General features: G+C 47.3%; 15 protein-coding genes and 8 tRNA genes. All 23 read left to right on the top strand.

From position 1 onward, the window contains the following. Positions 1–147: 147 nt before the first annotated feature. A tRNA-Ser gene (locus EC604_RS21685) sits at positions 148–239 on the top strand. Positions 240–282: 43 nt separating this feature from the next. Further along, positions 283–359: transfer RNA gene (locus EC604_RS21690), tRNA-Met, on the top strand. 9 nt (positions 360–368) lie between these two features. Continuing rightward, positions 369–444, top strand: a tRNA-Val gene (locus EC604_RS21695). 5 nt (positions 445–449) lie between these two features. Next, a tRNA-Thr gene (locus EC604_RS21700) sits at positions 450–525 on the top strand. Between the two features lie 9 nt (positions 526–534). Beyond that, positions 535–612 (top strand) — tRNA-Asp (locus EC604_RS21705). A gap of 19 nt (positions 613–631) precedes the next feature. Next, positions 632–704, top strand: a tRNA-Phe gene (locus EC604_RS21710). 12 nt (positions 705–716) lie between these two features. Next, positions 717–802, top strand: a tRNA-Tyr gene (locus EC604_RS21715). 7 nt (positions 803–809) lie between these two features. Then, positions 810–882 (top strand) — tRNA-Lys (locus tag EC604_RS21720). 148 nt (positions 883–1030) lie between these two features. Then, positions 1031–2227: a PucR family transcriptional regulator gene (locus EC604_RS21725; RefSeq protein ID WP_123066146.1), complete on the top strand. Its 1197-nt coding sequence runs from the start codon at positions 1031–1033 to the stop codon at positions 2225–2227. Positions 2228–2330: 103 nt separating this feature from the next. Continuing rightward, positions 2331–3455 (top strand): ABC transporter ATP-binding protein, encoded by a 1125-nt coding sequence (locus tag EC604_RS21730; RefSeq protein WP_090924764.1) that lies wholly within the window; start codon positions 2331–2333, stop codon positions 3453–3455. Positions 3456–3815: 360 nt separating this feature from the next. After that, positions 3816–4754 (top strand): HPr(Ser) kinase/phosphatase, encoded by a 939-nt coding sequence (gene hprK / locus EC604_RS21735; RefSeq protein WP_090924765.1) that lies wholly within the window; start codon positions 3816–3818, stop codon positions 4752–4754. Between the two features lie 197 nt (positions 4755–4951). Further along, the gene (gene lgt / locus EC604_RS21740; RefSeq protein WP_123066147.1) at positions 4952–5986 is read left to right on the top strand and encodes a prolipoprotein diacylglyceryl transferase; all 1035 of its coding nucleotides are present in this window, start codon (positions 4952–4954) and stop codon (positions 5984–5986) included. 6 nt (positions 5987–5992) lie between these two features. Further along, positions 5993–6649, top strand: a complete 657-nt coding sequence (ppaX, locus tag EC604_RS21745; protein WP_123066148.1) for a pyrophosphatase PpaX — start codon at positions 5993–5995, stop codon at positions 6647–6649. Then, a complete protein-coding gene (locus tag EC604_RS21750) occupies positions 6646–7188 on the top strand; it encodes an acyltransferase (protein ID WP_123066149.1) in 543 nt (180 codons plus the stop codon). The genes ppaX and EC604_RS21750 overlap by 4 nt, the downstream gene beginning before the upstream one ends. Positions 7189–7783: 595 nt before the next feature. Continuing rightward, the gene (locus tag EC604_RS21755) at positions 7784–8983 is read left to right on the top strand and encodes an ATP phosphoribosyltransferase regulatory subunit (RefSeq protein ID WP_123066150.1); all 1200 of its coding nucleotides are present in this window, start codon (positions 7784–7786) and stop codon (positions 8981–8983) included. Position 8984: 1 nt separating this feature from the next. Next, complete coding sequence (hisG, locus tag EC604_RS21760; protein WP_123066151.1) at positions 8985–9635, top strand: ATP phosphoribosyltransferase; 651 nt, start codon at positions 8985–8987, stop codon at positions 9633–9635. Between the two features lie 61 nt (positions 9636–9696). Further along, on the top strand, positions 9697–11001 hold the full coding sequence (hisD, locus tag EC604_RS21765) for a histidinol dehydrogenase (protein WP_123066152.1): 1305 nt from the start codon (positions 9697–9699) through the stop codon (positions 10999–11001). Beyond that, entirely contained in the window at positions 10994–11635 is a 642-nt protein-coding gene (gene hisB / locus EC604_RS21770) for an imidazoleglycerol-phosphate dehydratase HisB (RefSeq protein ID WP_123066153.1), read from the top strand. The genes hisD and hisB overlap by 8 nt, the downstream gene beginning before the upstream one ends. 3 nt (positions 11636–11638) lie before the next feature. After that, a complete protein-coding gene (hisH, locus tag EC604_RS21775) occupies positions 11639–12259 on the top strand; it encodes an imidazole glycerol phosphate synthase subunit HisH (RefSeq protein WP_123066154.1) in 621 nt (206 codons plus the stop codon). A 158-nt stretch (positions 12260–12417) separates the two neighbouring features. After that, positions 12418–13158: a 1-(5-phosphoribosyl)-5-[(5-phosphoribosylamino)methylideneamino]imidazole-4-carboxamide isomerase gene (hisA, locus tag EC604_RS21780; protein ID WP_123066155.1), complete on the top strand. Its 741-nt coding sequence runs from the start codon at positions 12418–12420 to the stop codon at positions 13156–13158. Positions 13159–13181: 23 nt separating this feature from the next. Beyond that, positions 13182–13943, top strand: coding sequence for an imidazole glycerol phosphate synthase subunit HisF (gene hisF, locus EC604_RS21785; RefSeq protein WP_123066156.1), 762 nt, complete (start codon positions 13182–13184; stop codon positions 13941–13943). A gap of 1 nt (position 13944) precedes the next feature. Then, positions 13945–14682, top strand: coding sequence for a bifunctional phosphoribosyl-AMP cyclohydrolase/phosphoribosyl-ATP diphosphatase HisIE (hisIE, locus tag EC604_RS21790; RefSeq protein ID WP_123066255.1), 738 nt, complete (start codon positions 13945–13947; stop codon positions 14680–14682). Between the two features lie 14 nt (positions 14683–14696). Next, entirely contained in the window at positions 14697–15536 is an 840-nt protein-coding gene (gene hisJ / locus EC604_RS21795; RefSeq protein ID WP_123066157.1) for a histidinol-phosphatase HisJ, read from the top strand. Positions 15537–15586: the final 50 nt, after the last annotated feature.

Raw genomic sequence — 15586 nt, forward strand, 5'->3', positions numbered from 1 at the left:
TAGGCTGGGGGTGGAAGTGCAGCAATGCATGGAGCTGACCAGTACTAATCGGTCGAGGGCTTATCCAATAGCAAGTTCTGATCGCGTGAATTTCGTTTCGAATCTAGTTTTCAAGGAGCAATCCTTGAACAACGTTGAGATTGTTTTGGAGAGATACCCAAGTGGCTATAAGGGGACCCTCTGCTAAGGGGTTAGGCTGAGTAATCGGTGCGAGGGTTCGAATCCCTCTCTCTCCGCCATCTTTACCTAAGGATGGACAAGCAATCAAAGCATGTATAATATGGCGGTGTAGCTCAGCTGGCTAGAGCGTACGGTTCATACCCGTAAGGTCGGGGGTTCGATCCCCTCCGCCGCTACCATATTACCCAGGAGGCTTAGCTCAGCTGGGAGAGCATCTGCCTTACAAGCAGAGGGTCGGGGGTTCGATCCCCTCAGCCTCCACCATATACGCCGGTGTAGCTCAACTGGTAGAGCAACTGACTTGTAATCAGTAGGTTGGGGGTTCAAGTCCTCTCGCCGGCACCATTAATGCTTGGAACCGTGGTGTAGTTGGCCTAACATGCCTGCCTGTCACGCAGGAGATCGCGGGTTCGAATCCCGTCGGTTCCGCCATTAATCTAAAATTAAATATGGCTCGGTAGCTCAGTCGGTAGAGCAGAGGACTGAAAATCCTCGTGTCGGCGGTTCGATTCCGTCCCGAGCCACCTTTAATCCTTGGAGGATTAGCGAAGTGGCCAAACGCATCAGACTGTAAATCTGCTCCCGTACGGGTTCGGTGGTTCGAATCCATCATCCTCCACCAGTTTTATGAGTCATTAGCTCAGTTGGTAGAGCACCTGACTTTTAATCAGGGTGTCGAAGGTTCGAATCCTTCATGACTCATCTTAAATAAAGAGTGATTGATCATTAATTTGATCAATCACTCTTTTTGTTTAGACAGATATATTGCAGACTAGTCGATACAGAGCGGCATACATCAAGATATGATAAAATGATAATTAAAATAAAGCAGAGTGGTGAAGTTCATTAGATGAAGCTCATACCTGATTTAAAACAGCAAATTGAAGTGATTATAAGCACCACATTGGATGAATATGAAATTACGATGCATGAGTGGACAGAATCGATTGAACATTTGATTGGCTTAGACGAAAATAAACCGCAGCATATTCTTATTCAAGCGGGTAAAGGTGAACATGATTCTTTAGAACGTTCTTCAGGATCTTCTGATGTTCTTAGTTTACACCATGGTGAGCGTATTTTTTTCAAAGTCGGTATGAATGAGCAGGAAAAAACCGTTCGGTGTTGGGGATGTGAAGCGTCATCTATTACAATGGAAACTCGCCGTCTAATTGAGTTACTGATTCTTAATAAGTTCGATACCAGTCAAAGCGATGATGAATCGTTACTCACAAACGATACTGATAAACAGTTATCTTCGCTGGGGATATGGCTTAAGGAGCAGATTAAAGCTCATGATAAGGGGAGTTTCGATCCACTGCCTGATTCGTTCGCTTCTATTGCAGGATTTCAGGAGGAGAAAATTCTTTTTCTGTTGCAGGGTGAGACTCCGGATTCTCAGCGGGTAGACTCTAAAGTACTTAATAAATTGCTGGAAAGCTATTTTGGTGAAGAAATCACATTAATTCCGCTTGGAGCACAGGAATGGCTCTTCATGGGAGATGAAGAGATTGTTACTGGGGAGGCCGATGAAGATACAGCGGAGGCAAGAAAAGAGTCACTCCATGCTTTTTGTATGGGACTATATGAGCTTGTGGCTAGTGAGTTCGCAGGTGTTTTCCACTTGTCAGCCTCGCTGCCGTGTGTTCCCAAGGAGGCTTTGCTTCAGGTGACATTCCTCCTACAGGAAAGTATGCAACTTGGTCGCTCCTTCCATGTTACACAGCATATCCACCTACCATGGAATCTGCAACTGGAGCAATTGGTGGCTAGTATTTCAGAGCAACAGCGGCTACGTTTTATTCGGGAAACGGGAAAGGGTACAACTCTTTTTAATGACAGCGAGACGTTGGCAACATTGGAGACCTTTTTTAGTTTAGACTGTAACGTCAGCGAGACAGCAAAGCGTTTGTTTATTCATCGTAATACGCTGGTGTACCGTCTGGATAAGATTAAACAGGAGATTGGTTATGATGTAAGACACTTTAAAAGTGCGATCATTGTGCAACTTTTACTTCTGATGTACAAAGTGACGAAAAAGGCTTAATATTTTTGTGCAGTTTGCGAATAGTCAGATAACCAAGGGATAGGGTATTATAAAACTACAAATTGTATTCGATTACAAAATGATCTCTGAGGAGGCAACAATCATGGCAGGAGTACGTTTAGAGCATATTTTCAAAAAATACCCGGGTTCTGATAAAGCAACTGTAGTTGACATTAACCTGGACATTAAAGATAAAGAGTTTCTGGTACTGGTAGGTCCGTCCGGTTGTGGTAAATCAACAACACTGCGTATGATCGCAGGCCTTGAGGAAATTTCTGAAGGTAAACTCTACATCGGTGACCGTGTCGTTAATGATGTTGCACCTAAAGACCGTGATATCGCGATGGTATTCCAATCCTATGCCTTGTATCCGCATATGAGCGTATATCAAAACATGGCATTTGGTTTGAAATTGCGTAAAGTTAAAAAAGACGAGATCGATAAACGTGTACGTGAAGCAGCTAAAATCCTCGATATCGAACATTTGCTTGAGCGTAAGCCTAAAGCATTGTCCGGTGGTCAACGTCAACGTGTCGCTTTGGGACGTGCGATTGTCCGTGATCCACAAGTCTTCTTGATGGATGAGCCGCTCTCCAACTTGGATGCGAAACTTCGTGGACAAATGCGTGCAGAAATCACAAAGCTGGCTAAACGTTTGGAAACAACTGTTATCTACGTAACGCATGACCAGATCGAAGCAATGACGATGGGTGACCGGATCGTAGTTATGAAGGATGGTATCATCCAACAAGCAGCTTCTCCTGAAGAACTGTACAACCACCCGGCGAACCTGTTCGTAGCTGGTTTCATCGGTTCCCCGACAATGAACTTCATCTCGGGTAAATTGGCTGAGCAAGGTGCAAGTCTTCACTTCGTAGCTCCTGGTGTGGATGTTGAAATCCCGCAAGGTAAAGCACAAGTGTTGAAATCCAGAGGATATGTAGGTAAAGAAGTTATTCTGGGTGTTCGTCCAGAAGACATTCACGAAGAGCCAGTATTCTTGGAAGCTTCCCCGAACTCTGTATTCTCTACTCACGTAGATGTAACAGAGAACCTGGGTCACGAAATGCTCCTTTACTTGAGCGGTGTAGGTAACGACACTACAATCGCACGTGTAGACGGACGTTCTAACACTCGTGATGGCTCTACAGTTAAAATGGCCATTGACATGAACAAAGTTCATATCTTTGACAAGGAATCCGAAGTTAACGTACTTCTTCAAGACTAATTCTACTGAGACTCCTCGGTTACGATGAAATCTGGAAGTAACGCAATTATATAATCTAAATCGAGCCCCTTCCGTTTTTGCAGGAAGGGGCTTTTTTCAAAAGTGTATGGGACGGTTAATCCGTTCAGGTGAAAATATAGTGCAGGTAGAGCAGGGAGTCTTCGATTGCAATCGATCTCAAATTCATTTAAGATTATTTGAAGGTCTGTCTTCAAAATGTTGCATATTGGAGTATAAAAAGCGATATTTTACATGCGAAACGACCTGGTTATGAATTACGTTGTGAATACGCTAATAATGAAAGAAACGATACACGAATGGGTACATAGAGGCACAGCGAATGCTGAAAGGAAGAGACAAATGGCGAAAAAAGTGAAAGTATCCGAATTGGTACAGCAGTTTCAGATGGAAGTGGTTTCGGGTTCACAGGGGTTGAAAAGGTTTATTACGGTAGATGACCTTAACCGTCCTGGCCTGGAGATGGCTGGTTACTTTGAATATCATCCAAAAGAGCGGGTGCAACTGCTGGGAAGAACTGAGCTGGCCTTTTTTGCGATGTTGCCTGAACATGAGCGTCGTGAACGTATGCAACGTCTATGCACAGAGGAAACTCCATGTATTGTGGTTACACGTGGACTAGAAGTTCCTCAGGAACTGATCGATATCAGTGAAGAACAAAATCTAGCTGTGCTTCGCAGCAATATGGCAACAACGATTCTTTCCAGCCGTATTACGGGTTTTCTGGAAGGTAAGTTGGCACCGACAGCTACCATTCACGGTGTATTGTGTGATGTCTATGGTGTAGGTATGCTAATCACTGGCAGCAGCGGTATTGGTAAGAGTGAAACCGCGCTTGAACTTGTAAAACGTGGTCACCGTCTGATTGCCGATGATGCCGTTGAAATTCGCCAAACCTCCGATTTTCAACTCCACGGTACCGCACCGGAACTGATCCGTCACCTGCTTGAAATTCGAGGTGTCGGTATTATCAACGTCATGACTTTGTTTGGCGCCGGGGCTGTTCGTAATAATAAACGGATTACATTGGTTGTACGTCTTGAAGCATGGCAACAGGATAAACAGTATGACCGTCTGGGATTGGATGAAGAGACAACGCGTATTATTGATACCGATGTACCTTTGGTTACCATTCCGGTTCGTCCTGGACGAAATCTGGCTGTAATTATTGAAGTGGCGGGCATGAACTATCGCTTGAAACAGATGGGGCTTAATGCTGCACTTCAGTTCACGAACAAACTGACTGCAACGATTTCGGAAGATATGGAAGATATGGACTAATTTGGGTCAAGGAAGGTTCACCGACTAGCTCGAATAGCAGGATAAGGAAATATCAGGCATCAGGCTAAAAATATAAAGATTAAAGTTTTTATGAAGCATGGCATCTGGAGCCTGCACGCCTTCAAAGAGGAAGGTTGATAGCAGGCTCCAATCGGTCATGCTTACCGATGTGAATTGATTGATAGGAGCGTGAATGAATGGATACATTATTACTGTTGAACCCGATTGCGTTCTCTATTGGCGCTTTAAAGGTTCACTGGTATGGGCTTATCCTGGGTGCTGCAGCACTTTTGGGTCTGTTGCTCGTCATTCGGGAGGGCAAACGATTTAATATTCCGCAAGAAGTGTTCATGGATATGGTTTTGCTAGGTGTGCCTTCTGCAATTATTGGAGCCCGAATCTACTACGTGGCATTTAAGTGGGAAGATTATAAGGACAACCTTTGGGACGTTTTTAAAATATGGAATGGCGGTATTGCGATCTACGGCGCATTAATTGGTGCCATTATATGTGCAGTCATTTTCTTCCGTCGTAAAGGATATAACTTCTGGCGTATGGCCGACATCTGTGCACCTGGACTAATTGTTGGACAGATGATCGGACGCTGGGGTAACTTTGTGAACCAGGAGGCGTATGGCGGTCCTGTAGAGGAATCATTTTTAAGAGACAAGCTACACCTGCCAGATTTTATTGTGAACCAAATGAATGTAGAGGGTGTATTCCATCATCCTGCCTTTTTGTATGAATCCGTATGGAGTTTCGTAGGGCTCATCCTGTTGCTAGTGCTTCGTCGTCAGAAGTTCATGCGTGCAGGAGAACTGTTTATGTCCTATTTTATCTGGTATTCCATCGGGCGATTTTTTATTGAAGCTTTGCGTACAGACAGTCTTGGTTTTCAGGCTCCGGAGTGGGTTGCTTCATTGGTAAACGGATTATGGTCTCCAATGACTGCAATGGGCTTCGAACAAGGATATTTAGATCCAGCGTATGGTAATGTGCGAATTTCACAACTGCTTGCGATTGGCATTATTGTTGTAGCTGTTGTGTTTATTGTTGTGAGAAGAGTGACAGGGAAAGCAAGTGCGCATTATAGTGATCCGATTGTCTCGTCGAAAGTGGCTGCAGATGATATTGGACATTCGGAAACAGTAGCTGTTGAAGAGGACAAGGTAACAACGGCACCAATTCAGGCTCAAGATGACTCGAAGCAAGTTGAAGATAAAAAGGAGTAATGCAACGTGATTAACACGGTACTGTTTGATCTGGATGGAACGATTATTGATACCAATGAGTTAATTATCAACTCATTCCTGCATGTAATGGAAGGCTGGGATCATGCTTCCCCATGGACAAGGGAACAGATTATTCCGCATATGGGAGGCACATTGGAGCAACAAATGCGAACCTTTTCAGGTCAGGAGGAGGTATCGGAGTACGTCAAAGGTTATCGTGCCTATAATGATATCCACCATGAAGCAATGGTCAGACCTTTTCCACACGTGATTGAGGTGGTTGAGGCTTTGGATCAGGCAGGGATTACGATGGGTGTGGTGACGACCAAAATCCGCCCTTCTACATTAAAGGTGCTGGAACGCTTTGATTTGCTTAAATATATGAAGTCCATTGTGACTGTGACGGATGTAACTCATCCTAAACCTCATGCGGAACCCGTGCAAAAAGCGATGGCCGAACTGGGATCGAACCCAGCTCACACACTGATGATCGGGGACAGTCCTGTCGATATTCAATCGGCGCAAGATGCAGGTGCTCTCTCCGCTGGTGTAGCCTGGTCGCTTAAAGGGGAGCAGGTGCTGAGCGGGTATAAGCCGGATTACATGTTGCATGATATGAGGGATTTGCTGGATATGGTTCTTACGGGAACGGGACGTTCATGAGAAAAGTAACCCGCTATCCGGTAGAAAGTCAAAATGCACTTTGGCATATCTACAAGACAGTGAGCCCGTGGAAGGGCGTTCGTAATTTTATCTGGATTCAGTTATCACGGTACTGTCCTGTACTGCCGCTTAAGAACTGGATTTATCGACGAATGCTCGGTATGAAGGTGGGGGAACACACCGCTTTTGGTCTAATGGTGATGGTGGATGTGTTTTTTCCGGAAAAAATAACGATTGGTGAAAACTCAGTGATTGGTTACAACACGACGATATTGGCTCACGAGTATCTCATTAAGGAGTACAGACTTGGCGATGTCATTATCGGAGACAACGTGCTGATTGGAGCAAATACAACCATTCTGCCTGGAGTAACGATTGGAGACGGAGCCATAGTTGCTGCCGGGGCAGTGGTTCATAAGGATGTTGCTCCAGGAGCTTTTGTTGGAGGCAATCCCTTGCGTGATTTGTCTCGTTCGGTAGACTCGCCGGAAGAAACGGCATTTAAAACGGAGGAACCTTCTCAGCGAAAGCTGCATTAAGCGCGGGGATTATCACGTTTGCAAGAATAAGGGTTAAAAAAGCGTGTATGAAGTGATACATGACGGATACTTGAAATGATTTATGAACTAAATGCATGAACTAGTGCATGGAGGGAAGAGCTGCTGAGGGGCAGCTTTTTTCGTATACAAAACCGGAATTGAAGCAAACGGTAAGGAGTCATAACGGATGGAGCAGGCTCGCCTAGCCTAGGCAGGTCGTCAGGAACCAGTCATAGTTTATGTTTGTTGACGATTCAGCGGCATCCATGTTATCATATCCCATATCCTTTAGTTTGTTAGCACTTTACCATACGAAAGTAATTGAAGTAAAGGTGATAAACATTCTATAGAGAAAACGGGTTATTAATGTAAAAGGTGAAGCCTTCGTCAAGCCAAAGTACATGCGGCTTTGCTGTAACTTAGGGGTAACTAACATAGGACGGGGATTTGTCATACATAAATCCTTTTGAGATAGAGCGTTAAAACGATAGAGATTGACGAGACAAATTCTGTCATTGATCGAATTAGATGTGAAGATATTATAGTGCAACTTTATATAACCATCCAAATCCATGACTCGGGGTGAATCATTTCCATGTCCAAACCAAAAGGCTTTGAAAAACCAACAGGTTTCCGTGACTATACACCACATGTGGTGTCCAAGCTACGTAAAATTGAAAGAAATGTACTGGAGTGCATGGAGCGCTGGGGTTATCGTCAGATCATAACTCCAACAATTGAGTATTACGACACAGTAGGGGTGGCTAGCTCTACTTCGGATCGCAAATTATTTAAATTGCTGAACAGCCGGGGAACGACACTGGTTCTGCGTTCTGATCTGACAGCTCCTATTGCGCGTGTAGTATCATCGATGCTCAAAGATGAGGCTTTGCCGCTGCGTCTGTCCTACCATGCGAATGTATTTCGTTCCATAGAAGAGGAAGCTGGACGTGAGGCTGAGTTTTTCCAAACAGGTGTTGAACTTGTAGGGGACGATTCCCCTGAGGCGGATGCTGAAGTGGTTGCATTAGCGATTGCCTCATTGCAGGCAGCCGGGGTGTCTTCTTTTAAAATAGCAATGGGTCACATGGGTTTTCTGAATGGACTGCTGGAAGAAGTGATTCCGGGTCAGACGGCTGAGCAGGAGCAATTGAAGGAAGGGCTTTTAGGACGTGATTATGTGGGCTACCGTCAGTCCATTGAAGCCTTGAACCTCGAACCCAAGCAGAAACAACAGCTTGAAGCCATTTTGCGTCTGCGTGGCGGGAAAGAAATCTGCACACATGCGAGCGAACTTAGCTCAAGTGCTGAAGCGGCACAATCCATCGCACATCTGTGTGCAGTGTTTGAAGTGTTGGAGGCCTACGGTGTCTCCGAGCATGTGCTGATTGATCTGACGATGATCGGGGATTTCTCCTATTATACAGGCATGACATTTGAAGGTTACGCGGCAGAGCTGGGATCACCCGTATGCAGCGGCGGCCGATATGACAATCTGTTGCAACAGTTCGGGCGGGCTCTTCCGGCTACAGGATTTGCGTTAAAAACCAACCGGATTATTGATGGTGTTCATGGCATTACGATTGAAGAGAAGAGACCGGTACGTATTAAATACAGCCCAGATCGTCGTGCTGAGGCATTGACCGAAGCAGCGAGATTACGGAATATGGGTCACAATGTAGTTACATCTCTTATTGCTGATGAAAAGGCAGATACGATACCTGCAACCAGCGAAACGACTGCGGAGCAGGATGAACAGGTCATCATCTATGGATCAAAAAAGGGAGGGAACTAAGATGTCGGATATTTTGAAGGTGGCCATGCCTAAAGGCCGCATCTATAAAAAGGCCTCCAAATTGTTCCGTGAGGCAGGTCTGGACATTCCAGAGGACGTGGACGATACACGCAGACTGGTGATCGAGGTGCCAGAAGCCGGGATGGAATTCATTATGGCTAAACCTGTGGATGTGCCGACATATGTAGAGTACGGCGTAGCCGATATCGGTATTGTTGGGAAAGACGTCTTGCTTGAAGAGGATCGCGATGTGTATGAACTGCTGAATCTGGGCATTGCCCAGTGCCGTATGTCAGTGATTGGGCTACCGGACTGGAAGGCAGGTATCCAGCAGCGAGTGGCGACCAAGTATCCACGAATCGCTTCCCAGTACTTCCGTGAGCAAGGGCAACAGGTTGAGGTGATTAAGCTGAATGGGTCAATTGAGCTTGCGCCTTTAATCGGACTGGCTGATCGGATCGTCGATCTGGTGGAGACCGGGCAGACGTTGCGTGAGAATGGACTTGTGGAAATGACAGAAATTCTGGATATCACCAGTCGTCTGATTGCGAATCGGGTGAGCTACCGGATGAAAAATGCACGTATTCAGGCGCTGTGTGATGCACTTCAATCGGTCATTCCAAGTGGGAATGAGGTTTCTGCGGGAAGATAGCGAACAGATAAGAAGTCCATTGACTATAGACAAAAAGTAGATACGTGAGGAGGTTGTACGGATGAAGATTGTATCAGCACGAGACTTTGATCTGAAACGGGAAGTGGAGTATGGTACACCGGAGCAAAATGAATCGGTACGGCGAATTGTCGCAGATATTCGCCGGGAAGGTGATGCGGCCCTGCTGCGTTATACCGAGCAGCTGGACCGCACGACGCTGACGGCTGCGCAGCTGCGCGTGCCGCAGGAGGAGCTCCAGGCAGCGTATGCAGCCGTTGAGCCATCTTTTGTGACGGCGATTCGCCAAGCCGCCGTCAACATTCGTGCGTTTCATGAGAAACAGAAACGCAATTCGTGGATGGACTGGCAGCCGGATGGCAGTCTGCTCGGCCAGGTTATTCGGCCGCTGAAGCGAGTCGGCGTGTATGTCCCTGGAGGGAAAGCAGCGTATCCATCGTCGGTGCTGATGAATGTCATTCCGGCACAGGTCGCGGGCGTGCCGGAGATTGTGCTTGTTACACCGCCGGCGACAAACGGCGGTGAAGGAATTGACCCGTACATTCTCGTGGCTGCCGCGGAAGCGGGCGTGAACGAGATGTACCGGGTTGGCGGCGCACAGGCGATCGCCGCCCTCGCTTACGGCACGGAGAGCATTGCCCCGGTCGACAAGATCTGTGGACCGGGTAATATCTACGTGGCGCTCGCGAAGCGCGAGGTATATGGGGCGGTCGATATCGACAGTATCGCCGGGCCAAGCGAGATTGTGGTGCTCGCCGATGATAAGGCGAACCCGGTGTATGTCGCCGCGGACTTGTTGTCGCAGGCGGAGCACGACGAGATGGCGTCGGCCATTCTCGTCACGAATTCGGCCTCGCTGGCGGAAGCTGTGCAGGCCGAGGTACAGCGGCAGCTGGATGTGCTGCCGCGGCGCGATATCGCTTCTGCTTCCGTGGAGCAGCATGGCGCGATTATTGTGGTCGATTCCATCGATGAGGGAATCGATGTCGTAAACCGGCTTGCACCAGAGCATCTGGAAATCATGGTGCAAGAGCCGATGGCTTACGCTGGCCGGATCGAGAATGCTGGTGCCATCTTCCTCGGGCCGTATAGCTCCGAACCGGTGGGCGATTATTTCGCTGGACCGAATCACATTATTCCAACGAATGGAACTGCCCGTTTCAGTTCACCCGTAGATGTGGACGATTTTATCAAAAAATCTAGCTTGATTTATTATAGTAAAGAAGCACTCTTGCAAAATGGAGCGGCTATTATCGAATTAGCCCGTCATGAGGGACTTGAAGGACACGCTCGTGCAATCGCTGTACGCTTAGAACAGGAAGGAAAGGCGGAATCGGACAATGGATAATCAGAATAAGAGTGCAGAACAGGGTGTAGAGCTTCAAAATAAAGGTGCAGTTCGCCAAGCAGAGGTTGACCGCAAAACGAACGAAACGAATATCCAGCTGTCATTCAACGTAGATGGCTCAGGACAATCAAATATTGAAACGGATGTACCGTTTCTGAACCATATGCTCGATCTGTTCACAAAGCATGGACAGTTTGATCTTAACGTACAAGCTCGCGGAGATATTGATATTGATGATCACCATACAGTTGAAGACATCGGGATTTGTCTTGGGCAGACGCTGTACCAGGCACTGGGCGATAAACGTGGTATTAAGCGTTATGCCAGCGTGTTTGTACCGATGGACGAAGCGCTCGCTCAGGTTATCATTGATGTAAGCAACCGTCCGCACTTTGAATACCGGGCTGAGTACCCGTCACAACAAGTAGGCAGTTTTTCTACAGAGCTGGTGCATGAATTTCTGTGGAAACTGGCGCTCGAAGCGCGGATTACACTACATGTCATTGTGCACTATGGTCAGAATACACACCACATGATCGAAGCAGTCTTCAAAGCTCTCGGACGTGCACTGGATGAAGCAACGATGATCGATCCACGGGTAACTGGCGTGCCCTCCACGAAGGGAGTGCTGTAGACGATGGCGATTGCAATTGTCGATTACGGTATGGGGAACCTGCACAGCGTCGGCAAAGCGGTCGAACGTCTTGGCTATGAAGCGCTAGTCACGGGTGATCGAGAAGCTATTCTTGCCGCGGATGGCGTTATTCTGCCGGGGGTTGGTGCTTTTGGTGATGCGATGGTGCATTTGCGGGAGACGGGTCTGGATGTGGTCGTTAAAGAAGCGGCTGCTGGAACAAAACCGCTCCTTGGCATCTGTCTGGGAATGCAGCTGCTATTCAGCTCCAGTGAGGAGCATGGCGAGCATGAAGGACTGGACATTTTACCGGGAAAAGTAGTGCGTTTCTCACGAAGTGAACTGAAGGTTCCTCATATGGGGTGGAACCGTTTGGAATTTTTACATCCTGAAAATCCGCTCTTCGCGGGTCTGGATGCAGGGCATGTTTATTTTGTACACTCGTATCATGCACTTACCGAAAACAAGGGTGATCTGCTCGCCGTTACGGATTACGGACATCCCGTTACAGCGATTGTAGGTAGAGGCTCGAACTTCGGCATGCAGTTCCATCCTGAGAAGAGCGGTGAACTTGGCATGAAACTGCTGGGCAATTTCCTGTCTTTGACGGAAGCATCAGTATAACTTCAATATAAGTCTAATTCTTATCGCTGTTATTCCAGTAAGCTGCGTGTATTGTTATATTTATCTAAAACAAAATCAGGTTTAAATATATTATTCAACTTGAAGTTACATGAAAGTTAAACCGAATCTCAATCGAATCTACACTTAGGAGGACTTGTATGTCATCTTTTATCTTATACCCGGCAATCGATATCCGGGACGGCAAATGTGTAAGACTGGTGCAGGGAGATTATAATCAAGAGACCGTGTACAACGATGACCCGGTTCAGGTTGCGCTTAACTGGGAAAAGCAAGGCGGTACATACGTTCATCTGGTGGATCTGGATGGTGCCAAAGCAGGACACCCGGTTAACGATGAGCTGATTGGACGCATTGCATCCGCAGTGAATGTACCTGTGCAGGTTGGCGGCGGGCTTCGTACAGTCACTGACGTTGAGCGTTTATTGGGACTGGGTGTTAGCCGATTAATTATCGGCACAGCGGCGATTGAGGATCGTGCCTTTACAGAAGAAGTATTGGGACGTTACGGAGATAAAGTAGCGATTGGTATCGATGCGCGGGGCGGATATGTTGCCACTCGTGGATGGCTTGAAACCTCTGAGGTACAGGCTGAAGTGCTCGCGAAGGAACTTGCTGCTTATGGAGCGGAAACGTTTATCTTTACGGACATTTCCCGTGACGGTATGATGCAGGGACCGAATGTTGAGGCGATCGTTTCTCTTGCCAAAGCGAGCGGACGGACAGTTATTGCTTCTGGCGGTGTTAGTGTAATGGATGACCTGCTTCGTTTGAGTCGTCATGCAGATGACGGTGTTGGCGGAGCCATTGTAGGTAAAGCTTTGTATACGGGCAGTATTGATCTTGCTGACGCGGTGAGTTTGGTTAACAAGAACGGATAATCGAGTAGAGAGGAAGAAACAGTATGCTGGCAAAAAGAATCATTCCCTGTCTGGACGTGAAGGACGGCCGGGTCGTTAAAGGCGTGAACTTCGTCAATCTCCGCGATGCGGGTGATCCGGTAGAGCTGGCGGCACTGTACGACCGCGAAGGCGCGGACGAACTCGTATTTCTCGATATCTCCGCATCGGTGGAGGGCCGTGAAACGATGGAGGAAGTCGTAAGACAGACAGCAGGCGAAATTGCCATTCCGTTTACGGTAGGTGGCGGGATCTCCAAAGTGGAGGACATGAAGCGAATTTTGCGTGCAGGTGCGGACAAAATCGCGGTTAATACAGCAGCCGTACTTAATCCACAGATCATTGCGGATGGCGCACGCCGCTTTGGCTCGCAATGTATCGTGGTGGCTATTGATGCCAAGTATAACGAGGCTTGGGGTGAGTGGGAAGTGTACACCCACGGCGGACGGAAACCATCTGGCATCAAAGCACTGGAGTGGGTTAAACAAGCCGAAGAACTGGGTGCAGGCGAAATTCTGTTAACCAGTATGGATGCAGATGGTACAAAGGACGGTTTTGATCTGAAGCTGACCGCAGCCGTTTCGGAGTCGGTGAGCATTCCTGTTATTGCATCAGGCGGTGCAGGCAAGGAATCCCACTTCTATGATGTATTCACAACAGGCAAAGCGGACGCAGGCCTGGCTGCAACCATTTTTCACTATAAAGAAATTGGCGTACCGGCATTAAAACAACAATTAAGAGAACAAGGGGTGGAAATCCGTGACTAAAGTGAGTGATGAAATCAAGGAACAGCTCTCCTTGGAGCAAGTTGTGGAGCACATCCGCTGGGATGAAGGATTGGTTCCTGCGATTGTACAGGATGTAGATACCCGTGAAGTATTAATGATGGCCTATATGAACCGTGAATCCCTCAAGTTATCACTTGAATCCGGTGAGACTTGGTTCTGGTCACGTTCGCGTCAGGAGCTATGGAATAAAGGAGCGACTTCGGGTAATGTACAGAAGATCGTTTCCTTAAAATATGACTGTGACGGCGATACATTGCTGGTTGAAGTGAAACCGAAGGGGCCGGCATGTCATACAGGTGCAGTGACCTGTTTTCACAATGAAATTATCGGGTTGTCATCAAATGAAACGGAACAAGATACCCAAAAAGAAACAGGAAGCGCTGCAGACTCCGGCACGATCTCTCCCTCTAACGCGGAAAGCCGATTTGAGGTTCTGGCTGAACTGGAATCCGTCATTGCTGAGCGTGAGCGCGAACGCCCAGAAGGTGCGTATACCACGTATCTGTTTGATAAAGGTGTCGATAAAATCCTGAAAAAGATCGGTGAGGAAGCTTCCGAGACGATTATTGCTGCAAAAAATAAAGACAATGACGAGCTGCGTCTTGAAGTCAGTGACCTGATGTATCACTTGCTCGTATTGCTCCAAGAGCGAAAGTTGCCGCTGGATGACATCATGTCTGAACTGAGTCGCCGCCATGAACGGCCGCGCCGCGACTAGGAGGCGAACACTGCATGCGCATAGACTACCATACCCACCATGAACGTTGCGGACATGCTGTTGGCAAGCTTGAAGAATACGTACAGCGCGGGATAGAGATCGGTTTGTCCCAGATTGGGCTTTCCGATCATATGCCGCTATTGCATGTAGATCCCGCTCAATATTATCCGGAGATGGCTATGCCTATGGATGAACTGCCACGATATGTCGAGGAATGTTTCACTTTGAAGGAACGGTACCGCGGGCAGATTGATGTCCGTGTCGGGCTTGAAGGGGATTATATTGAAGGCTTTGAATCACAAATTCGCTCGATCATTGAACGTTATCCATGGGATTATGTGATCGGCTCTGTGCATTTCCTTGGGGAGTGGGATATTACTGATTTCCGGCAGACCCATCATTGGGAAGGCAAGGATATTCTTGAAGTGTACCGTCAATATTATGATGCTGTAAGCAAGGCGGCGGCAACACGGATGTATGATATTATTGGACATGCGGACGTGATCAAACGTTTTGGATATGAGCCTTCACCTGAGCAAAAGGAGGAACGCATTGCACTGGAGGATGCGGCCCTGCAAGCTATTGCAAAAAGTGGCTGTGCTATGGAACTGAATGCATCAGGCTTGTCCAAGCCATGTGCAGAGATGTTTCCAAGCCAGAGAATGCTGACAGAAGCAATTCGTCTGGGCATTCCCCTTACATTGGGCTCGGATGCACATGACCCACTGAAACTAGGAGATCATTTGCCTGAAGCGGAGGCACTTCTACATGAGCTCGGCTGTAAGCAAGTAGCTGTGTTTGAAGGCCGCCAGCGTTCGTTCATTCCTTTAAATGTAGACAACAGTGGAGTATAATAAGGGTAAAATAACCTTTTATACGAGTTGGATTTTCCAACTTAACTATA

Source organism: Paenibacillus amylolyticus, from assembly GCF_003719335.1.
In the GTDB taxonomy this organism is placed as follows: domain Bacteria; phylum Bacillota; class Bacilli; order Paenibacillales; family Paenibacillaceae; genus Paenibacillus; species Paenibacillus amylolyticus_D.